This is a genomic window from Pseudomonas sp. PS01297 (assembly GCF_029959305.1).
Lineage (GTDB): Bacteria > Pseudomonadota > Gammaproteobacteria > Pseudomonadales > Pseudomonadaceae > Aquipseudomonas > Aquipseudomonas helleri.
This window is the reverse complement of the sequence record NZ_JASCPQ010000010.1, coordinates 22793-45839: the sequence shown is the minus strand read 5'-3', so window position 1 is coordinate 45839 and position 23047 is coordinate 22793. Positions and strand designations below refer to the sequence as shown.

At 58.4% G+C, this 23047-nt stretch carries 21 protein-coding genes; 14 read left to right on the top strand and 7 right to left on the bottom strand.

All coding sequences use genetic code 11. The features are described from left to right. The first annotated feature begins 47 nt into the window (after positions 1–47). Positions 48–1325, top strand: a complete 1278-nt coding sequence (locus tag QMX84_RS05695; protein WP_048368725.1) for an outer membrane protein transport protein — start codon at positions 48–50, stop codon at positions 1323–1325. Positions 1326–1423: 98 nt separating this feature from the next. Here the strand turns inward: QMX84_RS05695 and QMX84_RS05690 are convergent, their stop codons facing one another. Then, complete coding sequence (locus QMX84_RS05690; protein ID WP_048368724.1) at positions 1424–1645, bottom strand: YgdI/YgdR family lipoprotein; 222 nt, start codon at positions 1643–1645, stop codon at positions 1424–1426. A gap of 101 nt (positions 1646–1746) precedes the next feature. After that, entirely contained in the window at positions 1747–2316 is a 570-nt protein-coding gene (gene mobA, locus QMX84_RS05685) for a molybdenum cofactor guanylyltransferase MobA (protein ID WP_282363375.1), read from the bottom strand. 77 nt (positions 2317–2393) lie between these two features. Here mobA and moaB point away from each other — a divergent pair, with 77 nt between their 5' ends. Together moaB and glp are read left to right on the top strand one after the other, a co-directional pair. Further along, positions 2394–2933, top strand: a complete 540-nt coding sequence (moaB, locus tag QMX84_RS05680; protein WP_048368722.1) for a molybdenum cofactor biosynthesis protein B — start codon at positions 2394–2396, stop codon at positions 2931–2933. Further along, on the top strand, positions 2917–4143 hold the full coding sequence (glp, locus tag QMX84_RS05675) for a gephyrin-like molybdotransferase Glp (protein ID WP_282363374.1): 1227 nt from the start codon (positions 2917–2919) through the stop codon (positions 4141–4143). Before moaB ends, glp begins: the two co-directional genes overlap by 17 nt. A 90-nt stretch (positions 4144–4233) precedes the next feature. Here glp and QMX84_RS05670 read toward each other — a convergent pair whose 3' ends face one another. Next, entirely contained in the window at positions 4234–5664 is a 1431-nt protein-coding gene (locus QMX84_RS05670) for a mannose-1-phosphate guanylyltransferase/mannose-6-phosphate isomerase (RefSeq protein WP_282363373.1), read from the bottom strand. Between the two features lie 175 nt (positions 5665–5839). Between QMX84_RS05670 and yegS the strand changes: the two genes are divergently transcribed. From yegS to QMX84_RS05655, 3 genes are all read left to right on the top strand, one after another. After that, positions 5840–6733, top strand: coding sequence for a lipid kinase YegS (gene yegS, locus QMX84_RS05665; RefSeq protein ID WP_262126464.1), 894 nt, complete (start codon positions 5840–5842; stop codon positions 6731–6733). Positions 6734–6849: 116 nt separating this feature from the next. Beyond that, a complete protein-coding gene (locus tag QMX84_RS05660) occupies positions 6850–7785 on the top strand; it encodes a chemotaxis protein CheV (protein ID WP_153355682.1) in 936 nt (311 codons plus the stop codon). Positions 7786–7862: 77 nt separating this feature from the next. Next, positions 7863–8669: an MOSC domain-containing protein gene (locus QMX84_RS05655; protein WP_262126462.1), complete on the top strand. Its 807-nt coding sequence runs from the start codon at positions 7863–7865 to the stop codon at positions 8667–8669. 81 nt (positions 8670–8750) lie between these two features. Here the strand turns inward: QMX84_RS05655 and QMX84_RS05650 are convergent, their stop codons facing one another. Further along, positions 8751–10679, bottom strand: a complete 1929-nt coding sequence (locus tag QMX84_RS05650) for a transglycosylase SLT domain-containing protein (RefSeq protein ID WP_282363372.1) — start codon at positions 10677–10679, stop codon at positions 8751–8753. Between the two features lie 215 nt (positions 10680–10894). On the opposite strand from QMX84_RS05650, the gene QMX84_RS05645 reads away from it, so the two are divergent. Further along, positions 10895–12811 carry an ATP-binding cassette domain-containing protein gene (locus tag QMX84_RS05645; protein ID WP_048368810.1) on the top strand — a complete coding sequence of 639 codons (1917 nt, stop codon included), beginning with the start codon at positions 10895–10897 and terminating at the stop codon, positions 12809–12811. A 74-nt stretch (positions 12812–12885) separates the two neighbouring features. Here QMX84_RS05645 and QMX84_RS05640 read toward each other — a convergent pair whose 3' ends face one another. Next, entirely contained in the window at positions 12886–13326 is a 441-nt protein-coding gene (locus QMX84_RS05640; protein ID WP_048368809.1) for a universal stress protein, read from the bottom strand. 115 nt (positions 13327–13441) lie between these two features. Between QMX84_RS05640 and QMX84_RS05635 the strand changes: the two genes are divergently transcribed. The 7 genes from QMX84_RS05635 to QMX84_RS05605 all read left to right on the top strand — a co-directional run bounded on the left by QMX84_RS05635 (position 13442) and on the right by QMX84_RS05605 (position 21863). Beyond that, positions 13442–13879: a hypothetical protein gene (locus tag QMX84_RS05635; RefSeq protein ID WP_123750242.1), complete on the top strand. Its 438-nt coding sequence runs from the start codon at positions 13442–13444 to the stop codon at positions 13877–13879. 432 nt (positions 13880–14311) lie between these two features. Then, entirely contained in the window at positions 14312–16459 is a 2148-nt protein-coding gene (gene fadB, locus QMX84_RS05630) for a fatty acid oxidation complex subunit alpha FadB (RefSeq protein WP_123750243.1), read from the top strand. Positions 16460–16486: 27 nt separating this feature from the next. After that, positions 16487–17662 carry an acetyl-CoA C-acyltransferase FadA gene (gene fadA / locus QMX84_RS05625; protein WP_048368713.1) on the top strand — a complete coding sequence of 392 codons (1176 nt, stop codon included), beginning with the start codon at positions 16487–16489 and terminating at the stop codon, positions 17660–17662. A gap of 86 nt (positions 17663–17748) precedes the next feature. After that, the gene (locus QMX84_RS05620) at positions 17749–17985 is read left to right on the top strand and encodes a DUF1653 domain-containing protein (RefSeq protein WP_048368808.1); all 237 of its coding nucleotides are present in this window, start codon (positions 17749–17751) and stop codon (positions 17983–17985) included. Between the two features lie 114 nt (positions 17986–18099). Then, the gene (gene topA, locus QMX84_RS05615; RefSeq protein ID WP_153334238.1) at positions 18100–20727 is read left to right on the top strand and encodes a type I DNA topoisomerase; all 2628 of its coding nucleotides are present in this window, start codon (positions 18100–18102) and stop codon (positions 20725–20727) included. Positions 20728–20989: 262 nt separating this feature from the next. After that, a complete protein-coding gene (locus QMX84_RS05610; protein ID WP_048368711.1) occupies positions 20990–21511 on the top strand; it encodes a DUF6586 family protein in 522 nt (173 codons plus the stop codon). A gap of 118 nt (positions 21512–21629) precedes the next feature. Beyond that, a complete protein-coding gene (locus QMX84_RS05605; RefSeq protein WP_019408701.1) occupies positions 21630–21863 on the top strand; it encodes a hypothetical protein in 234 nt (77 codons plus the stop codon). A 74-nt stretch (positions 21864–21937) separates the two neighbouring features. Here the strand turns inward: QMX84_RS05605 and sulA are convergent, their stop codons facing one another. Both sulA and lexA read right to left on the bottom strand, forming a co-directional pair. After that, complete coding sequence (gene sulA / locus QMX84_RS05600; protein WP_048389319.1) at positions 21938–22411, bottom strand: SOS-induced cell division inhibitor SulA; 474 nt, start codon at positions 22409–22411, stop codon at positions 21938–21940. 11 nt (positions 22412–22422) lie between these two features. Continuing rightward, a complete protein-coding gene (lexA, locus tag QMX84_RS05595; protein ID WP_048368709.1) occupies positions 22423–23031 on the bottom strand; it encodes a transcriptional repressor LexA in 609 nt (202 codons plus the stop codon). Positions 23032–23047: the final 16 nt, after the last annotated feature.

Genomic DNA, 23047 nt, shown 5'->3' with positions numbered 1-23047 from the left:
AAGATTGGTAGCTTCCTCAGCGCTGCCCACTCATTCGAGTTCTAATAATGAATAAAAAAATGCTCAAAAGCGCTTTGGCGCTCTCTGTTGCTGTTGCCTCGACTCAACTGCTCGCCGGCGGTTTTGCCCTCAACGAACAAAGTGTCAGCGGGATGGGAACCGGTTTTGCCGGGCGTTCCTCTTCTGCCGACGATGCCAGCACCGTGTATGGCAACCCTGCCGGGATGTCTCGCCTCAAGCAAAACGAAGTCAGCGTTGGCGCCACTTACCTTGATGCCAAATCCACCATCAAGGACGCCAGCTCTACGCAGTTTGGCGCTGATAACCCGGGCACCAACAAAGGTGACATGGTACCCGGCATTGGCGTGCCGTTCGGCTACCTGGTCACTCCGATTGACGAGCATTGGGCCTTTGGTCTGGGCGTTTATGCCCCGTTCGGCCTGGTGACTGACTATGAAAGCAGCTTCCAGGGCAACGGCTTTGGCAGCAAAAGCAAAGTGCAAGTCATCACTACCCAGCCGACGGTCAGCTATGCCTTTAACGATAAAGTCTCGGTGGGTTTCGGGCCGACGTTCAACCGTCTGACCGGCGAGCTGGACTCCAAAGTGCCGGCGTTTGGCCTGGGCAATGAAACCGTCAAGATCAAGGGCGACGACAACGCTATCGGTTTTAACGCCGGGCTGTTGGTGCAGGCGCTGGACAGCACCCGCTTCGGTGTGACGTATCACTCGCAAGTGGTTTACCACCTGAGCGGCCACACCAACGCCTCGGGCCTGCTCTCTGATCTGGTGGACGGAGGGCCGCAGCGTTACGGCGCCAAGCTGAACATCACCACGCCGTCGTCGGTGGACTTCTCGGTCACTCATCAACTTAACGATGACTGGACCCTTTATGCGGGCAGTACCTACACCCGCTGGAGCCAGTTGAAGAAAATCACCGTCAACAACTCCGGCGTGTCTGACGGAAGCAGCGAACTGGCTTCAATTACCGAGGTGCAGAACTGGCATGACACGTGGTCGCATGCCATCGGCGCGGCGTACCGGGTCAATAAACAGCTGGTATTGCGCACGGGTTTAACGCTGGACCAGACCCCCACCAACAACACCGATCGTTCGGTACGGATTCCTACGGGAGACCGGACTGTATTCAGCGTGGGTGCCGGTTGGACACCCGTGGATAACCTGACCTTCGACGTTGCCTATTCCTACCTCAAGGAACAGCCGATCAAGGTTCATGACAGCCAGCCCGCGCTGGGCCTGACCTACGACGCCAAGTATGAAAACAGCGCCAATGGCTTTGGTGGCTCGGTGACCTATCGTTTCTGATCGTGCAGTCTCAGCAACAGCCAGATTTTTTGCAGACGCGTTAAACAACAAAACCCGCACTTGGCGGGTTTTGTTGTTTAACGCATAAACCCGAAGGCTTACAGTTCTTTAACGGTACGAACCTGGTCTTTGTTGATGCGGGTTTCTTTACCGTCCAATTGTTTGAACTGGTAAAAGCCCGACGACGAGTCGTACTTAGGGGCGTCGACTGTCTGGATTTCACGGCCATCGTTGAGTGTGATCACGCTTGGCGAGGAGCAACCAGCAAGGGCGGCCAGGCCTGCAGTGAGCATAAGAGCGGCCAGAGTCCGATGAGTCATGTTTATCTCCAACAAATAGGGGTGCTGTTATTAATCACTGTCCTTGAGACGTATACATCGCTCTCAAGTTCCGTGGTTAGCCACAAGAACAGCGCGTTAGCTTATATCAGTAAGTCAGCAGTGTTGAAGTTGCTTAACCGTGAATCATTTTCGGGGCATTGTACGGGCTGTGCATTGAGCTGGAACATGATTTTTCGCGGTCTGCGTTCGCCCGAGTGCCAGGCCGCTTCGAATGCCGGTGCCAGTGCCGTCGGGATCACACAAAACAACGGCTCCCAGTGTTCGCCCTGACGCACCATGTGCGGTGTGTCCGGCGCGAGGGCGGCTGCCGCGAGCAGGGTGCTGAGCAGCTCGCCATTGACCCTGGGCACATCGCACGGCAGCACCAGCAGGTGTGAATGCCGGGCTGCCGCCAGGCCCGCCCGAATGCCTGCCAGTGGCCCGTCAAAGTCATCATTGCCATCGCTCACCAACTGGTCGGCATAGGCGGCGTAGCGGTCGTGGTTGCGATTGCAGGAAATGATCAAGTCATCGGTCAGCGCGCGCGCCGCCTGCTGCACATAAGCAATCAACGGCTGCCCGCGCCACGGCACCAGGCCTTTGTCCTGGCCACCCATACGCTGGCCCCGGCCCCCGGCCAGAAGCAAAATCGAACTCTGAAACGGCTGCATGAATGGGCTACGCTCCGTCTGTCTAATAAGGGCGTGATATAACACCCACCTGTTTTTCCTACAACCGGACCCCGTTTATGAAAGCCAAAGTTGATGCTCCTTTCGTTCCTTTGAACATTGCGGTGTTAACCGTCAGCGATACCCGGACCCTCGAAACCGACACCTCCGGGCAAGTCTTCGTCGATCGTTTGAGCGAGGCCGGGCACCATTTGGCGGCGCGGGTATTGCTCAAGGACGACCTGTATAAAATTCGCGCCCAGGTGGCGACCTGGATTGCCGATGATGAAGTGCAAGTGGTGTTGATCACCGGCGGCACCGGCTTTACTGCGCGTGACAGCACGCCAGAGGCGGTGAGCTGCCTGCTCGACAAGCAGGTCGATGGTTTTGGCGAATTGTTCCGCCAGATCTCCGTGGCCGATATCGGTACTTCGACCGTGCAATCACGCGCCTTGGCCGGTTTGGCCAACGGCACGCTGGTGTGCTGCCTGCCGGGTTCGACCAACGCGGTGCGTACCGGTTGGGACGGCATTTTGGCCGAGCAACTGGATGCCCGTCACCGCCCTTGCAACTTTGTCGCGCACTTGAAGCAGGCACCGGCCTGTGAAACCCGTGGGTAAGCCGGGGCGCATGGGCGACTTGATGCCCGTTGAAGTCGCTCTGGCGCAATTGCTGGCGCTGGCCGAGGCCGCGCCGATCCGTGACAGCGAGTCAGTGCTGCTGGCCGACAGTGACGGGCGGGTGCTGGCCGATGACCTGGTGGCAAGCCTTGATTTGCCGCCGTGGCCCAACAGCGCCATGGACGGTTACGCCCTCAACCTGGCCGACTGGTCGGGCGAGCCGCTGCCTGTCAGCCAGCGGATTTTTGCCGGGCAAGCGCCAGAGCCGTTGACGCCGGGCACCTGCGCACGGATCTTCACCGGCGCGCCGGTTCCGCAGGGCGCCGATTGCGTCGAAATGCAGGAAAACGCTCAGGTCCAGGCTGATGAGCGGGTGTTGTTCACTGAGGCGCTGACCGTGGGGCAGAACATTCGTCCTCAAGGGCAGGAAACCACCGTGGGCGAAACCGTACTGCTTGCCGGTACCCGGCTGGGACCGATCGAGCAGGGCTTGGCGGCGTCTCTGGGCTGCGCCACGCTCAAGGTAATCCGCCGGGTCAAAGTGGCGGTGTTGTCGACCGGTGACGAGCTGATTGAGCCGGGCCAGCCGTTGGGGCCGGGGCAGATCTACAACAGCAACCGCGTGGTGCTGTGCAGTTGGTTGAAGCGCATGGGGTGTGAGGTGGTCGACGCCGGGATCTTGCCCGACGACCTGCCTGCCACCCGGCAGCGTTTGGCGGAGCTGGGCGCGGTTGACCTGATCTTGTCCACGGGCGGGGTCTCGGTGGGGGAGGCGGACTTCCTTGGGATAGCCCTGCGTGAAGAAGGAGAACTGGCCTTGTGGAAACTCGCGATTAAACCCGGAAAACCCCTGACCTTTGGGCATTTTCGCGGTGTGCCGGTGATTGGCTTGCCGGGTAACCCGGCCTCGACCCTGGTGACCTTTGCATTGCTGGCCCGGCCTTACTTGTTGCGCCGTCAAGGCGTGCAAGCCGTTGCGCCGTTGAAGTTTCAAGTGCCAGCCGGATTTGTCTGGGCCAAGCCGGGCAATCGCCGCGAGTACCTGCGTGGCCGGCTGGATCAAGGCCGGGCAATCATTTACAAAAACCAGAGCTCAGGCGTTTTGCGCAGCGCCGCCTGGGCCGATGGGCTGGTGGAAGTGCTTGAAGGCAGCACGCTGGCTGAAGGCGACGGGGTCGGCTTTATCCCGCTAAGCGAAGTGCTGGGCTAACCTGCAAACGCGTAGGAGCTGCCGCAGGCTGCGATCTTTTAGCGATCAAAAGATCGCAGCCTGCGGCGGCTCCTACGCGTTTATGGCGCTTTAGGGCGTTTCTGTGCGCCCATACACGTCATTGAAACGCACGATGTCGTCTTCCTCTACATAGTCCCCGCATTGCACTTCGATCATCACTAACTCAACGTCGGTTGGATTCACCAGGCGGTGCGCGCGGCCTGCTTTGATATAGGTCGATTCATTGCTGCCCAGCACAAACTGCTGGTCGCCATTGGTCACCTGCGCGGTGCCGCTGACGACGATCCAGTGTTCGCTGCGATGGCGGTGCATCTGCAATGACAAGGCACCTTGCGGTTTGACCACGATGCGTTTGAGTTTGAACCCGGGGCCTTCCTCCAGCACGGTGTAACTGCCCCAGGGCCGTGTCACGCTTCGGTGCAGGCGATACGTATCGTGGCCTTGTTGCTTGAGCGCCTGAGTGATGTATTTAACATCCTGGCTGCGGGCCGCATCGGCGATCAGCAGCGCATCGGAGGTGTCGATGATGATCAAATCCTTGAGGCCCACCCCGCCGACCAGCCGCGTGGGCGAGTCGATGTAGCAACCCTGCACATCGTGCAGCACGGTTTGCCCGGTGCATTGGTTGCCATCGGCATCGGCGGGGCTCAATTCACGTACTGCCTGCCAACTGCCAATGTCACTCCAGCCCAGTTGGCAGGGCACAACGGCGACTTTTTTCGAGTGTTCCATCAGCGCGTAGTCGATGGAAATGTCGGCTGCTTGAGCGAAGGTCTGGCTGTCGAGTTCGCGATGGCGTTGCTGCGGGCCTTCAAAAACCGGGCTGTGCTCAAGGCACAGGCTCACGGCCTGGAGGATCTGCGGTGCATGTTGCGCAAGCTCTTGCAGCAGGCTGTCGACGCGCATGCAGAACATTCCGCTGTTCCACAGGTGCTGGCCGCCCTCCAGGTACTGCTGGGCGGTGGCCGCATCCGGTTTTTCAATGAAGCGCGCCACGGCACACCCGTCGCCTTTTTCGATGTAGCCAAACCCCGTCTCGGCCCTGGTCGGCTGAATGCCGAACGTCACCAGCCAGCCTTGATCGGCCAACTGCCGGGCACTGTCGACGGCCTGCTGAAAGGCCGCGATGTCGCTGATCAAGTGATCGGCCGGCAGCACAAGCAGGTGCGCATCTGCTCCGTAGCGTTGGGCAACGTGCAGCGCGGCAGCGGCGATGGCGGGGGCGGTGTTGCGGCCGAAAGGCTCAAGGATAAAGTCCAGCGCGACGTCCTCCGCCGGCTGCTGGCGATAGTCGTCGAGCGTACGGAAATACACGTCGCGGTTGGTCACGGTCAGTAACTGGCGCACATCCGGCAAGCCGATGGCGCGTTGAAAGGTCTTTTGCAGCAGGCTCTGACCATCGGGCAGGCGCATAAAGGGCTTTGGCATGGCTTCACGCGACACCGGCCACAGTCGGGTGCCCGCGCCACCGGCGATGATGCAGGGAATGAGTGGGCTCATTCAGAACGCCTCCAGGGGCAATGGGCTGCGGTTGGGGGGAGGGAGTCTGACGGGTTCTGACGGTTTGATCGACCCGTTGACGGCCCTGAAAGGTTTTTTTGCAAATAAACCGACGGAGTTGGGCCTTTCTTGATCGGTTGTTGTCCAACCATACGGACTGACCAGGAGATGCGGCATGAGTGCAGGAAAGGCATTTTTGATTTTGCACGGCAAGCAAGCCATGAATGAAGACGTTCGGGCCGCTGTCGAGCAGCAACGTGCAGGCGGGCGTGAGCTGACGGTGCGCCTCACGTGGGAAGCCGGGGACGCGCAGCGTCTGGTGGGCGAAGCGCTTGAGGCCGGTTACGAGCAGTTGATTGCAGGTGGCGGTGACGGCACGTTGCGTGATGTGGCCGAAGCGATGGCGCAGGCGCAGACCTCTGCCAGCCTGGTGCTGTTGCCGTTGGGCACGGCCAATGACTTTGCCCGTGCAGCGGGGGTACCGCTGGAACCCGGCCCGGCCTTGGGGCTGCTGGACGTACCGGCCCGGCAGATCGATTTGGGTGAAGTCGGCGGGCAGTACTTTTTGAACATGGCCACCGGCGGCTTTGGCAGCCAGGTCACCGCCAATACTTCAGAAGACTTGAAAAAAGTCATCGGCGGCGCGGCGTACCTGTTTACCGGGCTCTCGCGTTTTACTGAGTTGCAAGCGGCCTACGCCGAGCTGCAAGGCCCCGATTTTCAGTGGCAAGGCCAGTTACTGGCGCTGGGCATTGGCAATGGCCGACAGGCGGGCGGTGGGCACGAGTTGTGCCCGCAGGCATTGGCCGATGATGGCCTGCTGGACGTGAGCATCCTGCCCGCGCCACAAGAGGTGGTGGGGACGGTGAAAAACCTCATGGCGGGCGGCTGGGGGCTGGATAACCTGTTTGTTCGGGCACGACTGCCGTGGGTAGAGATCAAGGCCGCGCAAGGGCTGGCGCTTAACCTCGATGGCGAACCGCTAACGGGCGATAGCTTGCGCTTCAGCGCTCACAAAGGCGCGTTGCGCGTGCATTTGCCGCAAAACTCACCGCTGTTGAGTTCATAAAAGCGAAAGATGTCATCTGGCCATTATTTTTAGGGCGTGAGGGCAGGGAAGGGTTAAGAATCGACATGTCGTGTCGATAGCCTAGGACCTTTCGCACACACGCCCAGGAAATATCTATGGCCGGCATTCTCGACACGGTAGACCAGCGCACACAGTTGGTCGGTGAAAACCGACTGGAACTTCTGATGTTTCGTCTTGCAGGGCGGCAGTTGTTCGCAATCAACGTGTTCAAGGTGCAAGAAGTGTTGCAGCTGCCCAAGTTGACCCTGATGCCCCATCGCCATCGGCATGTGTGCGGGGTCATCAACTTGCGCGGCAAGACCCTGCCCGTCATCGACCTCTCCCAAGCCATCGGCATGCGCCCGGTGGTGCCGGGGCCAGACAGCACGATCATCGTCACCGAGTACAACCGCTCGATTCAGGCCTTTTTGGTGGGCAGTGTGGACCGGATCGTCAACATGAACTGGGAAGCCATCCTGCCGCCGCCCGCCAGCGCCGGGCGTCACCATTATTTGACCGCCATCAGCAAGGTTGACGAGCAACTGGTGGAAATCATCGACGTAGAAAAGGTCTTGGCCGAAATCGTGCCTTACAACGCCAAAGTCTCCCCTGACAAGCTGGCCGACCCGGTGCTGGAGCGGGCGCGTGGCCGTGAAGTGCTGCTGGTCGATGATTCCAGCGTGGCCCTGGCGCAGTTGCGGGAAACGTTGTCGCAGTTGGGGATCAAAATGCATGTCGCCAGCGACGGCCTTAAAGCCTTCAACATGCTCAAGGCCTGGGCCGACTCCGGGCAGGTCATGACCGACAAGCTGCTGATGGTGTTCACTGACGCGGAAATGCCAGAAATGGATGGTTACCGTTTAACCACAGAAATTCGTAACGATCCGCGTCTGCGCAGTTTGTATGTGGTACTCCACACCTCCTTGTCCGGCAGCTTCAACGAATCGATGGTGAAGAAGGTGGGGTGTGACAACTTTCTGTCTAAATTCCAGCCGGACAAATTGGTAGATGTCGTTCGTCAGCGCCTGATGCTCGACGAAGTGCCTGCCTGATCCTGTCTCAATGGGGGATCTTTGCAGGCCCGAAGGCTTCTATACTGTGGCTTTTTTACCTTGCAGGGATCTGACCCATGCTTCGTCTGAGTGCGCTGTATCGCTTCCCACTGAAATCCGGCAAAGGCGAAAGCCTGCCGCAAGCCCGACTGGACAAGCTGGGACTGGTCGGTGATCGACGCTGGATGTTGGTGGACGAAGCGAGCGGACGATTCCTGACGCAGCGCACCGAGCCCAAAATGAGCCAGTTGTCGGCCCTGTGGAATGCTGCGGGCGGCCTGACCTTGAGTGCCCAGGGCTTTTCGCCTCTGGAGGTGGCGTTGCCAAACCCGGACGATAACTTGCGCGGTGTGACCATTTGGCGCGACACCTTGCGTGTGCCGGATGCCGGGGATGAGGCGGCGCAGTGGCTAAGCGGCTTTATCGACAAACCGGTGCGTCTGGTGCATGTGCCGCTGCAACGCGCGCGCATGACAGAGTCGGGCTACGGGCAGGATGATGACAAAGTGGCGTTCGCTGATGGCTACCCTTTGCTGTTGATTGGTCAAGCCTCGCTGGATGACCTTTCGCAGAAAGTAGGGCGCTCGATGGAGATGCTGCGCTTTCGCCCCAACCTTGTTATTGAAGGCAGCGAAGCGTTTGCCGAAGACGGCTGGAAGCGCATCCGTATTGGCGATGTTGAGTTTCGTGTGGTCAAGCCGTGCTCGCGTTGCATCCTCACCACGATCGACCCGCAGACCGGCGAGCGGGACGCCAATCGTGAACCGTTCGCGACCTTGAACAACTATCGCAAACAGGAAGGTGGCGCGATGTTTGGGCAAAACTTGGTGAACGACGGCGAAGGCGTGCTGGAAGTCGGCATGCCAGTCACCATTCTGGAATAACGGTAGGGGCGAGCTTGCCTCACGATCTTTTGACCTTAAAAAGATCGCGAGACAAGCTCGCTCCTACAGGGGTTTCGTTAATTATTGATCATCAAAATACCGCTCATGCCAGTCCACCAGCGGCTGTGGCACGTTGAGCTTCTGCCCGTAGATCACCGAATAAGACAGCACGTTCTGCACGTATTGGCGGGTTTCGTCGAACGGGATGCTTTCGATCCACACGTCAAAGCCCAGATGGTTGGCGCCTTTCAGCCATTGGCGTACACGGCCCGGGCCTGCGTTGTAGGCCGCTGAGGCGAGCACGCGGTTGCCATTGAACTGGCCGTGTACCTGGCTCAAGTAGGCGGCGCCCAGCTGGATATTTTTGTCCGGGTCCAGCACTTGCTGTGGCGAGGCCAGCGGGATGCTGAATTTGCGGGCAGTCTCTTTGGCGGTGGCGGGCATCAATTGCATCAAGCCGCTGGCGCCCACGCCGGAGCGGGCGTCATCCATAAAGGCGCTTTCCTGACGGGTAATGGCGAATACCCAGCTTGAATGCAGGCCGCGGACTTTAGCTTCGCGTACCAGGGTGTCGCGGTGCGCCATCGGGAAGCGAATGTCCAGATCGTCCCAATACTGCGCCTGACTGATGGTACGAATGGCCGGGAAATACCACTTCAGGTCGTAAGCCAGTTTGGCCTGGGCGACCATCTCGTCACGGTTGAAGTGGCGGCTAACGTAGTACCACTCACGCCGACCATCAACCACTTGGCCCCGCGCGTGGAACTCCAGGGCACGCTGAATACCCGGTGTGTTGCGTACTTTATTGACCAGTTGCGGGCTGAGCACCAGCGGCTTGTTGTTGAGCTTGTAAGGCGTTTGCGCCCGATCGGCGGCGAGGAAGCCGTAGAAATCACGTTCCTTGGCGACATTCTTGAGCAGCACCAGCGCTTGCGGGTTTTTCGGCTCGGCCAGCTCTAGGCTGCGGGCCTGCCAGTAGCGCCAGCGGTTAGTGGTTGCGAGGTCTTGCGGCAGTTTTTTGGTCAACTGATACGCGTCTTCCCAGCGCGCCAGGCGCAACAGCAGGCGCAGGCGCCACTCGGTGACGGTGTTGTCACGCAGCTCCGGGTCGTACTGGGTCATGATGGCCAGGCCGCGGCTGTCGTAACGACGGGCGAACGTCAGGCCGATTTCCCGGGCGATTGACACTTTTTCGTCACGGGAAAAGTGCATGTTGTTGGCATAGGTGTCGAGCAGCGACGCGGCTTTTTCCGGGTCCTGGCGGGCGAGGCGGCGCAAGCCCAGGCCGACCGCATCCGACATGGCTTCGCTGGCTGGCAGGAACACCGATGGCTGGCTGAGCATGTCGGGCTTTTGGGCCACGGCGATCATCAGTTTGGCTTGCGGGCCCAGTGTGGTCAGCCCGCTGGCCAGTGAGGTGGCCAGCGCATAGTTGCGTGCTTCGGCGGCGAGTTTGACCCGCTGCCAGCGCTTTTGCTCGGTCAACTGGCCTTTTGCTGCCCATTGCCCGAACAGGGCGTCGCACGCGGTAGGTTGAGCTTTGCCCACCAGCCAGAGTTTTTCGGCGCTGGCATAGCCTTCAGCCTTGAGGTTGTGGCTGATCTGGTATTGGCCATTGAGGCAGTCCAGCTCGGTGAAATTGAGCTTGGGGTCGTAATATTTGACGAAGGTTGCCCAGTCGCCACGCTCGGCCAGCCAGCGTAACCAGCGCAACCTCATCCAGTTGGATTGTGGCAGATCGCCATGCTCGGCCAAAAACTGTTCGATTTCGGCGTTACTGGCAGATTTCAGGCGTGCGGTCAGCTCGTCGTAGGCCAGGTAAGGGGTCAGCGGGTACGTGCGCAGGGCGGCGGCATTTTGAAAGTAAGGGCCGGAGTCACCTTTGGCCAGGGCGCGCTTGGCGTCATCGTACAGTTGGCGTTGTTGGGTCAGGTCTGCAGCCAGCGTGGATTGCACGGCGCAGGTAGAGAGCAGCAGGCAGGATAAAAAGTTGAAAAGGCGACTGCGCATGAGGCTTCCGTACAGATTGAAAACACGACACGTGCAGCGCTCGGCTGCACAGACTGTGTCGTAGCTTAGCCTTTTGCCGGCAACCCGTGAAAGCCTTGGCGGCTAACCGGTGCATCTTGTTCAGAAATGAACGGTAGACGCGCCCGTACACGAAATACCCGGCCGCCTGCGGGCTCAAATCAGGTAGAATGCGCGCCCAGTTTTTGGAGAAGCTCATGACCCTGCTCAAATTCAGCGATGTGTCCCTTGCTTTCGGCTCTACGCCGTTGTTGGACAAGGTGTCCTGGCAGATCGCCCGTGGAGAGCGGGTGTGCATCATCGGCCGCAACGGCACCGGCAAGTCCAGCATGATGAAGCTGGTTAAAGGTGATCAAAAGCCTGACGACGGCTCTGTCTGGCGCGCACCCGGGCTCAAGATTGGCGAATTGCCGCAAGAGTTGCCGGTAGCCGACGGACGGACAGTGTTCGACGTGGTGGCTCAAGGTCTGGACGGTGTCGGCGAATTGCTGGCCCAGTACCATCACCTTAGCCAGAACATCGTCACCGATGCCGACCTGGACAAACTGATGCACGTCCAACAAGACCTTGAAGCCCGTGATGGCTGGCGCTTGCAGCAATTGGTCGACAGCACCCTGAGCCGCCTGCAGTTGCCGGCTGACAAAACCCTCGCCGAGTTGTCGGGTGGCTGGCGTCGTCGCGTCCTGCTGGCGCAAGCACTGGTTTCCGAACCTGACTTGCTGCTGCTCGACGAACCGACCAACCACTTGGACATCGGCGCGATTGCCTGGCTGGAAGAGGCCTTGAAGGACTTCCAGGGCGCTGTGCTGTTCATTACCCACGACCGTTCCTTCTTGCAGAACCTGGCAACCCGGATTCTGGAGCTGGACCGGGGTGGCCTGATCGACTGGAACGGCGACTACGCCAGCTTCCTGGTGCACAAAGAAGCCACCTTGGCCGCAGAAGAAACCGCCAACGCGCTGTTCGACAAGCGTCTGGCTCAGGAAGAAGTGTGGATCCGTCAGGGCATCAAGGCCCGTCGTACCCGTAACGAAGGCCGTGTTCGTGCCTTGAAAGCCTTGCGTGTAGAGCGCAGCGAGCGTCGTGAGCGCACCGGCAAGGCCAACATTCAGCTCGATACCGCTGAAAAGTCCGGCAAACAAGTGATGGTGCTGGAAAACGTCAGCTTTGCTCACCCGGGCGGCCCGTTCCTGGTCAAAGACTTTTCGATGGTCCTGCAGCGCGGCGACCGCATTGGTCTGCTGGGCGCCAACGGTACCGGCAAGACCACGTTGCTCAAGCTGATGCTGGGCGGCCTGCAACCCACCGACGGCAAAGTGGAAGAGGGCACGCGCATCGACGTGGCGTACTTCGACCAATTGCGCCACCAGTTGGACCTGGAAAAGACCGTGATCGACAACGTGGCTGAAGGCCGCGACTTTATCGACATCGACGGTCAAAGCCGCCACGTCCTCAGCTATCTGGGTGACTTCCTGTTCAGCCCGCAGCGTGCCCGCACGCCGGTCAAGGCGCTGTCGGGTGGTGAGCGTGCGCGTCTGTTGCTGGCCAAGTTGTTCAGCAAACCGGCCAACTTGCTGGTACTCGACGAACCGACCAACGACCTGGACGTAGAAACCCTCGAGTTGCTCGAAGAAGTGTTGTTGACCTTCCAGGGCACTGTGCTGATGGTCAGCCACGACCGGGCATTCCTCGACAACGTGGTCACCAGCACGCTGGTCTTCGAAGGTGAAGGCAAGGTACGTGAATACGTGGGTGGTTATCAGGACTGGCTGCGTCAGGGCGGTTCGCCGCGTCTGCTGGGCGTCACCGAAAGCAAGTCGGGCAAGGCTGACTTGAATTCGGCGGTGGTCACCGCGGCACCGGCACCGGCCGCTGCACAGCCTGCACCTGCGGCGAAAAAGAAGCTCAGCTACAAGCTTCAGCGTGAGCTGGAAGCGTTGCCGGGCGACATCGATGCCAAAGAACAGGCTATTGCGGCTGTCGAGGCTGAAATGGCCGAAGCTGGCTTCTATCAGCGTCCTGCTGCTGAAACCGCAGCAGTGATTGCCAAGCTGGAGAAGCTGCAAGCCGAGCTTGATCAATTGGTTGAGCGTTGGGCCGAGTTGGATGCCTGAGTGACGGTGCGTTGAAACAAAAAGCCCGGCCCTTTAATCAGGGGCCGGGCTTTTTGTTGGGCGCAAGGCGGGCCTTACTCGGGTTTTTTCAGGCTCACGGCCAGTACATCGCACGGTGCGCCGTGCAGTACGTCGTTGGCGGTAGAGCCCAGTAACAGCGCCAGACCGTGGCGGCCATGGCTGCCGACGACGATCAGTTCGCAGCCGTGCTCTTTGGCAAAGCCGTGGATTTCCTGGCGTGGCTGGCCGTATTTGAGGTGGCAGTTGTCTTTGGACAGTTGTGGATAGATGTCGATCAGGCGCTCAAGACGCGCCTTGGCCTGGTCGAACTGCTGTTGCTGAAGCTGTGACAGGTCCATGGGGACGTCACCACCAAAGGCCATCGCCATGGGCTCGACGATATGGATGAGCGACAGTTTTGCATTGTTCGCTTCAGCGCTGGCGCTGGCGCGATAGATTACGGGGTCGCATTCTTCGGTCAGGTCGACGGCAACTAAAATATGTTTGTAGGGCATCGGCGAGGTCATGTGAAGCGTTCCTGTAAGGGAGATTAATGATGAGTATGGCCCGTTTATTGAGGCGTGTTATGGATCGGGATCAACTCGTTTATAAAGTGATGAGAGTAGAAATATGACGGTATGGATCGTGGTGTCAATCCTGGTGCTGGTTCTGAGCCCTTTGGCCTGGCTGCGACCTTCGCGGCGCCAGAGTGGTCGCATGGCATTACGCATGGAAGCCCGGCGCATGGGGTTGGCAATGCAACTGGCGAGCCAGGAGTGGCCGCACTGGCTTGAACCTGAGCCGCCGGGCTCGTGTGCGCAGTTTCATCGTCCGCGTCGGGGTACTAAGCCTGAAGTCTGGTGCTATTGGCAATCAGCGCCGGGAATATGGGTCAATCAGTGGCGTGAAGTCTGCACGGATGAACGCTTGCTGACCCAGTTCAATAAATTGCCGGCCAACGTGTACAAAGTTGAAGCCGGGCCACAAATGATTGCCTTGTACTGGGGCGAAAAAGGCGAGCCAGACGTCCTGCAAGCCATTGATCAAGTGCTTAAAGCCCTGGCGTAAGCCGCTTTCTACCTTGCCTCGGACCGTAGGAGCTGCCGCAGGCTGCGATCTTTAAAATCTAAAGATCGCAGCCTGCGGCAGTTCCTACCGTTGATTCTTCCTGCCGGTAAAAACCCCACGCCGCACTCAGCAAATCCCTGTCTATCCTTGTCTGCTCTTGCGCGGGTTTTAAATCTGACCGGTGAGTCGTTTTGTCATCCTTGTTTTGGACAATTGACAATCGTTGGCTTTTCCGTGAATGTGTCGACACCCAAATCAAACGGGCGTATGAATCGGGTGTTTGTCTTGTCAGACGATGCTCGCAGAATCCCGACTATCGCGTTGGCGGGTGTGCCTGGCGGATTGGCATCAGCATTGACACAACGGTCAATGACAGCCAGACGCTAGCGTCCGACGTGTACTGTTCAGCTTCCATATCGTGGAGATCAGTTGATGATTTACGAAGGTAAAGCCATCACGGTTACGGCTCTTGAAAGTGGCATCGTCGAACTCAAGTTCGATCTCAAGGGTGAGTCCGTCAACAAGTTCAACCGTCTAACCCTGAATGAATTGCGTCAGGCAGTGGATGCGATCAAGGCAGATGCTTCGGTCAAGGGTGTCATCGTTTCCAGTGGCAAAGACGTCTTCATCGTCGGCGCTGACATCACCGAATTCGTCGAAAACTTCAAGTTGCCGGATGCCGAGCTGATCGCGGGCAACCTCGAAGCCAACAAAATCTTCAGTGATTTCGAAGACCTCAATGTCCCGACTGTTGCCGTGATCAATGGCATAGCGTTGGGTGGCGGTCTGGAAATGTGCCTGGCTGCGGACTTCCGCGTCATGGCCGACAGCGCCAAGATCGGCCTGCCAGAAGTCAAGCTGGGCATCTACCCGGGCTTCGGCGGCACCGTCCGTCTGCCACGTCTGATCGGCGTTGATAACGCAGTTGAGTGGATCGCCTCGGGTAAAGAAAACCGTGCCGAAGACGCGCTGAAAGTCAGCGCGGTTGATGTCGTGGTGCCGGTTGCCAAGCTGACAGACGCTGCACTGGACGTGATCAAGCGCGCCATCAGCGGCGAACTGGATTACAAGGCCAAGCGCCAGCCAAAGCTTGAAAAACTCAAGCTGAACGCGATTGAACAAATGATGGCTTTCGAAACCGCCAAAGGTTTCGTTGCAGGCCAGGCTGGCCCGAACTACCCGGCGCCGGTTGAAGCGATCAAGACCATCCAGAAAGCCGCGAACTTCGGTCGCGACAAAGCGCTGGAAGTGGAAGCGGCAGGCTTTGCCAAACTGGCCAAAACCTCGGCTTCGAATGCCTTGATCGGCTTGTTCCTGAACGATCAGGAACTGAAGAAAAAAGCCAAGATCTACGACAAGATCGCCAAAGACGTGAAGCAGGCCGCCGTTCTTGGTGCCGGCATCATGGGTGGCGGTATTGCCTATCAGTCGGCTTCCAAAGGTACGCCGATCCTGATGAAGGACATCAACGAGCACGGCATCGAGCAAGGTCTGGCAGAAGCCGCCAAGCTGCTGGTGGGCCGCGTTGATAAAGGTCGCATGACCCCGGCCAAAATGGCTGAAATCCTTAACGGTATTCGTCCTACCTTGTCTTACGGCGATTTCGGCAACGTCGACCTGGTGGTCGAAGCCGTTGTTGAAAACCCGAAGGTCAAGCAAGCGGTACTCGCTGAAGTGGAAAACCACGTGCGTGAAGACGCCATTCTGGCTTCCAACACCTCGACCATTTCCATCAGCCTGCTGGCCAAAGCGCTCAAGCGTCCTGAAAACTTTGTCGGCATGCACTTCTTTAACCCGGTGCACATGATGCCGCTGGTTGAAGTGATCCGTGGCGAGAAGTCCAGTGATCTGGCGGTTGCCACCACGGTTGCCTACGCCAAGAAAATGGGCAAAAACCCGATCGTGGTCAACGACTGCCCGGGCTTTTTGGTCAACCGCGTCCTGTTCCCGTACTTCGGCGGTTTCGCCAAGCTGGTCAGCGCCGGTGTCGACTTTGTGCGTATCGACAAAGTGATGGAAAAATTCGGCTGGCCGATGGGCCCGGCCTACCTTATGGACGTGGTCGGTATCGACACCGGTCACCACGGCCGTGACGTAATGGCTGAAGGCTTCCCGGATCGCATGAAAGACGACCGTCGTTCTGCAGTCGATGCGCTGTACGAAGCCAACCGCCTGGGTCAGAAAAACGGCAAAGGTTTCTACGCCTACGAGGCGGACAAGAAAGGCAAGCAGAAGAAAGTCGTGGATTCGAGCGTGCTTGAAGTGCTCAAGCCGATTGTCTACGAGCAGCGCGACGTCACCGACGAAGACATCATCAACTGGATGATGATCCCGCTGTGCCTGGAAACCGTGCGTTGCCTGGAAGACGGCATTGTTGAAACGGCAGCCGAGGCCGACATGGGCCTGGTCTATGGCATTGGCTTCCCGCTGTTCCGTGGCGGCGCGCTGCGCTACATCGACTCGATCGGTGTGGCAGAGTTCGTAGCCTTGGCTGATCAGTACGCTGAACTGGGCGCGCTGTACCACCCGACTGCGAAGCTGCGTGAAATGGCCAAAAACGGTCAGAGCTTCTTCGGTTAAGCGCCCCATTAGAGTGAGAGTGAAATTATGAGCTTGAATCCTAGAGACGTGGTGATTGTCGACTTCGGTCGCACCCCGATGGGCCGCTCCAAGGGTGGCATGCACCGCAACACCCGCGCCGAAGACATGTCGGCGCACCTGATCAGCAAAGTGCTGGAGCGCAACAGCAAGGTTGACCCGGCTGAAGTCGAAGACGTGATCTGGGGCTGTGTTAACCAGACCCTGGAGCAAGGCTGGAACATCGCGCGCATGGCGTCGCTGATGACCCAGATCCCGCACACGTCGGCGGCACAAACCGTGAGCCGTCTGTGCGGCTCGTCCATGAGCGCACTGCACACCGCCGCGCAAGCCATCATGACCGGAAACGGTGATGTGTTTGTCGTGGGCGGCGTCGAGCACATGGGCCACGTGAGTATGATGCACGGCGTTGACCCTAACCCGCACATGTCGCTGTACGCAGCAAAAGCGTCGGGCATGATGGGCCTGACCGCTGAAATGCTTGGCAAGATGCACGGCATCACCCGTGAGCAGCAGGATGCCTTTGGCGTGCGTTCGCATCAGTTGGCCCACAAGGCAACGATTGAAGGCAAGTTCAAGGACGAAATCATCCCGATGCAGGGGTATGACGAAAACGGCTTCCTGAAAGTTTTCGACTACGATGAAACTATCCGTCCGGAAACCACCCTGGAAAGCCTGGCCGCCTTGAAGCCAGCCTTCAACCCTAAAGGCGGGACCGTGACTGCGGGCACTTCGTCGCAGATCACCGACGGTGCTTCGTGCATGATCGTCATGTCCGCCCAGCGCGCCAAAGATCTGGGTCTGGAGCCGCTGGCCGTGATCCGCTCGATGGCACTGGCAGGTGTGGACCCGGCAATCATGGGCTATGGTCCAGTACCGGCAACACAAAAAGCATTGAAGCGCGCAGGCTTGAATATGGCCGATATCGACTTCATTGAGCTTAACGAAGCTTTCGCTGCACAGGCCCTGCCAGTGCTGAAAGATTTGAAAGTGCTCGACAAGATGAATGAGAAGGTTAACCTGCACGGCGGTGCAATTGCTCTGGGCCATCCATTTGGATGCTCGGGTGCTCGCATCTCCGGCACTTTGCTCAATGTGATGAAGCAAAATGGCGGCACTTTCGGGTTGTCCACCATGTGCATTGGTCTTGGCCAGGGCATTGCCACTGTCTTCGAACGCGTTTAAAGCGTTGCGTTGATGGAAGCCGGGGCCATGTGCCCCGGTTTTTGTTTTTAGGCTTTTTTTTATTTTTTCTTGCAGGGGGCCGCAACATGCCGCTACAACCTGGGCTCTATCAGCATTACAAAGGGCCGCAATATCGGGTATTCAATGTGGCTCGCCACTCTGAAACCGAAGAGGAAGTGGTGTTTTACCAAGCCCTGTATGGCGATTTCGGCTTTTGGGTTCGCCCGCTGAGCATGTTCCTTGAGACGGTCATCGTTGACGGTGAGCAAGTCCCGCGTTTTGCCTTGATTGAGGCTGAACCGAGCATTTTTTCCCGGCCATGAGGCTTGGTCGCGCAGAACCCTGTGCTTGACCTCACCTTGTAGCCACTATATATAGCGGTGCCGCGTCAGGCGCTCACCGCCTTTCACTTCTAGAATTCAGGAATTTTCTGATCCATGGGCAAATCGCTGGTCATTGTGGAATCCCCGGCTAAGGCCAAGACCATCAACAAGTACTTGGGCAACGAGTACGTGGTGAAGTCGAGTATCGGCCATATCCGAGACCTGCCCACCAGCGGTTCGGCTAGCGCCAGTAAAGAACCTGCTGCCAAGCGTGGCAAGGCAGCGGCGGGCGAAGCGCCGGCCCTGTCGCCTAAAGAGAAAGCTCAAAAGCAGCTGATCTCGCGCATGGGGGTCGATCCCGAGCATGGCTGGAAAGCCAAGTACGAGATCCTGCCCGGCAAGGAAAAGGTCATTGAAGAGCTGCGCCGGCTCGCCAAAGATGCTGACACCATCTATCTCGCAACCGACTTGGATCGCGAGGGGGAAGCCATTGCCTGGCACCTGCGCGAAGCCATCGGGGGTGACGACAGCCGCTATAAGCGCGTGGTGTTCAACGAGATCACCAAGAAGGCGATTCAAGAAGCCTTCTCCAAGCCGGGCGAGCTGGATATCAACCGTGTGAATGCACAGCAGGCGCGTCGCTTCCTCGACCGCGTGGTGGGCTACATGGTCTCGCCACTGCTGTGGGCCAAAATTGCCCGTGGCCTGTCGGCTGGCCGTGTGCAGTCGGTAGCGGTCAAGCTGGTGGTTGAGCGTGAGCGCGAGATTCGTGCGTTCAACCCCGAAGAATACTGGGAAGTTCACGCAGACCTGGGCACTGCCAAGGGTGCGAAAGTGCGCTTTGATGTGGCCCGCGAAAACGGCGAAGCCTTCAAGCCGCTGAACGAAGCCCAGGCCATGGCTGCGCTGGAGAAGCTCAAGGCTTCCAGCTACACCATTGCCAAGCGCGAAGACAAACCGACCAGCAGCAAGCCGTCGGCACCGTTTATTACCTCCACCCTGCAACAGGCCGCGAGTAACCGCTTGGGCTTCGGGGTGAAGAAAACCATGATGATGGCTCAGCGCTTGTATGAAGCGGGCTACATCACGTACATGCGTACCGACTCCACCAACCTCTCGGCCGATGCGGTCGCGATGGCGCGCACTTACATTGAAAGCGAGTTCGGCGAGTCGTACCTGCCGCCGACGCCTAACGTGTACAGCAGCAAGGAAGGCGCACAAGAGGCTCACGAAGCGATTCGTCCTTCAGACGTGAATATGCACCCGAGCAAGCTGTCGGGCATGGAGCGCGATGCTGAGCGCCTCTACGAGCTCATCTGGCGCCAGTTCGTGGCGTGCCAGATGCTGCCGGCCAAATATCTGTCGACCACCGTCAGCGTGGCCGCAGGCGACTTCGAGCTGCGTGCCAAGGGTCGTATCCTCAAGTTCGACGGTTACACCCGCGTAATGCCGCAAATCACCAAGCCTGGCGATGACGATGTACTGCCGGACATGGCTCAGGGTGACGTGCTCAAGCTGATCCAACTGGACCCGAGTCAGCATTTCACCAAGCCGCCTGCGCGTTATTCGGAAGCGAGCCTGGTGAAAGAGATGGAAAAACGCGGTATTGGTCGTCCGTCGACCTACGCAGCGATTATCGGAACCATCCAGGACCGCGGTTACGTGGCGTTGCACAACCGTCGTTTCTACTCCGAGAAAATGGGCGACATCGTTACCGAGCGTCTGTCTGAGAGCTTCTCTGACCTCATGGACTACGGCTTCACCGCCGGCATGGAAGAGAACCTCGATGACGTCGCACAAGGCGAGCGCGACTGGAAAAACGTGCTGGACGAGTTCTACGGCGACTTCAAGAAAAAGCTTGAAGTAGCAGCAGCACCGGACGGCGGCATGCGTGCCAACGAACCGGTCATGACCGATATTCCGTGCAAGGAATGCGGTCGTCCGATGCAAATCCGTACGGCCTCCACCGGCGTGTTCCTGGGTTGCTCGGGTTACAGCCTGCCGCCTAAAGAGCGTTGCAAGGCCACCGTCAACCTGGTGCCGGGCGATGAAATCGCTGCGGATGATGAGGGTGAGTCCGAGTCTCTGGTGCTGTTGGGCAAACACCGCTGCCCGATCTGCAGCACGGCAATGGATGCTTACCTGCTGGATGAAAAACACAAGCTGCACATCTGCGGTAACAACCCGGATTGCGTGGGTTACGAGATCGAAGAAGGCAACTACCGCATCAAGGGCTACGAAGGGCCGAGCCTGGAGTGCGACAAGTGCGGCAGTGAGATGCAGCTCAAGACCGGGCGTTTCGGCAAGTTCTTTGGTTGCACCAATTCGGAGTGCAAGAACACTCGCAAACTGCTGAAAAGCGGTGAAGCGGCGCCACCGAAAATGGACCCGGTGAAAATGCCGGAGCTCAAGTGCGAGAAGGTCGACGACACCTACATCCTGCGTGATGGTGCTTCGGGGTTGTTCCTGGCGGCGAGCCAGTTTCCGAAAAACCGTGAGACCCGCGCACCGTTGGTGATCGAAATCATCCCGCACAAGGATGAGATTGATCCTAAGTACCACTTCTTGTGTGAAGCGCCGAAGAAAGACCCGGAAGGTCGCCCGGCCGTGATTCGTTACAGCCGCAAGACCAAAGAGCAATACGTACAGACCGAAGTGGACGGCAAGCCGACCGGCTGGCGTGCGTTCTACGACGGTGGTAGCTGGAAAGTAGAAGACAAGCGCAAAGAAAAAGACGCTTGAAACTGAACTGACCTCACTACATAAACCGCGCAAGGGCTGCATGCCTTGCGCGGTTTTTTTGATTTTGGGTGGGGCAGCTTCGCTACCCATCGCAGCCTTCGTGCCTCGGCAGCGACTACTGGCGGTGCAGCCTGTAGGAGCGAGCTTGCCTCGCGATCTTTTGATCTTGGGCAAAAATCCTCTCGTCATGGCCTTGCGCCCTTATCCCCTATACCTGAGACTGCTGTCAGCCCTTACCCCATTCGCTGTGGAGCGCCTCAACATGGCTCACGAACTCTATACCCGTACCAATCAGAAAATATATTTCGCCGGTTTGGCCCTTGAGGCCATGAACAAGGCCGGGGAGGGGCGGGCCATGAATGCTCAGGCGCTGGTTCAGGCTGAACGCGAATCGGCCATTTTTCATTTGTATGGGGCTTTACTCGGCTTATGCCATGAAATCGCCGGCTTTTATCGCTTGCCTCAAGCAAACGCTCCGCGGGTCGAGTTGCTGCTGACTCAAGAAGTTTTGGACGCCATAGCCATTCCAGAGTTGGCAGAAATGGTCGAACTGGCCAGAGCGCCGCATACCTGGCTGGCGCAATTGGTTGCCACTCACGCAGCGTTGTACCAGCCGTTGCAGGCGCCGAAGAAGGTTAAGGCAGACGTTTTTCAGCCCCTGATTGAGGCGGTCAATCTGGAGGATGAAGCGCCCGAAGAATTAAGCCGGGAGACGCTGGAGGAGTGGCGCCAAAACCTCAAAAGTTTGGCCATCAGGTTTCGTGACGGACTAAATGAGTGTTGAAGGTCGCGGATAAAACTGTACAGTCATTCATCAGTCGGTAATGAAACAGGCTCATATCCTGGAAAAATTACAATGGATGACTGATATAATCCCGCGCTTTCGTGGAGAACAAACCTTTATGCCAACGTCCTTTCTAGAAATTGTCGAATTACCAGACGGCCGTATCGAGTTGCGCCGGGCTGAAGACGAGGGGTCTTTGGTGACGCTTAACTTTTCTGAAGATGCCAAGGCCTTTCTACAAGGTCAGCACGTAGAGGTGGCCAAAGCCATGCTCAGCGTCGGTGTTCAGATGGCAGGCCGATTGGCCGAAGGCGAGCTTGAAAAAGATGAAGGCCCGCGCATCCTGCACTAAGTGTTCAGGCTGGCAGGCATTACTGGCAGGCTTGTGCAGGGCGCGCAAGCACTGTGGCAGTTAGTGACAACCGCTTAACCCAAACGAATATTCAGGCTTTGCCCGTGGCCGGTACGTGCTGCGCTGACCAATTGTTGGCGAGCGCCGGCAGTCAGCGGGTTGATCCAGCTGACCACAGTATGGCTACGGCCCAGGCGCAGTGCTTCGCAAGTCAGTTGCAAAGCACTTTTGTTGCCGTTGGGTTGCAGGAGCAGAATGCGCTCGCGGTTCAGCCCTGCCTCGCGCAACCAGCTTTGAGTCAGGCTGGCAGGCGGGGCAATCAGGGTCAGCCAACGGTCGTCTTGTTGCTCGCTGAGTTCGCGAAGCATGGGCGCCAGCAGGTTCAGGCAGTTTCCGGCAGCACCGCGCAGCGACAATTCACTGAAAACTTCAGGTTCGGCGCTCCAGGGTGCATCGAGCACTTCTTTGATCGCAGGGGCCATGGGTTGTGCCATGAACACTTCGAACAAGGGGAGTTGTGCTGGCAGCGGTGTGTGTGGGAACTGCATGACGTCTCCTATTAGCGGCGTATGACGCCGACGCTCAGGCCTTCGATAACCAGTTCCTGCTCTTTGAGATTGACCTCAATGGGCTGGAAATCCGGGTTTTCAGCGATTAGCCAGACCTTGTTGCCTTCGCGCTTGAAGCGCTTGACGGTCACTTCGTCGTCGATACGGGCTACCACAATCTGGCCGTTGCGGGCTTCGCGGCAGGTATGCACAGCCAGAAGGTCTCCATCAAAGATGCCGACGTCCTTCATGCTCATGCCCTGGACCCGCAGCAGGTAGTCGGCACGCGGATGGAAGAACGTCGGGTTGATGTTGCAGGACTCTTCGACGTGCTCTTGCGCCAGGATCGGCGCGCCGGCAGCGACCCGGCCGATGATGGGCAATGTGGATTCGTCGGCCTTGGCTTCAAAGCCAGGGATACGAATACCGCGCGAGGCGCCCGGGGTCATTTCGATGGCACCCTTGCGAGCAAGGGCCTTGAGGTGTTCTTCAGCGGCGTTCGGAGACTTGAAGCCCAGTTCCTGTGCGATCTCGGCACGGGTGGGCGGGTATCCGTTGTCATCCAGGCATCGCTTGATGAAGGCCAGGATCTCAGCTTGGCGTGGCGTCAGTTTTAACATGGTGATCGCTCTGTCT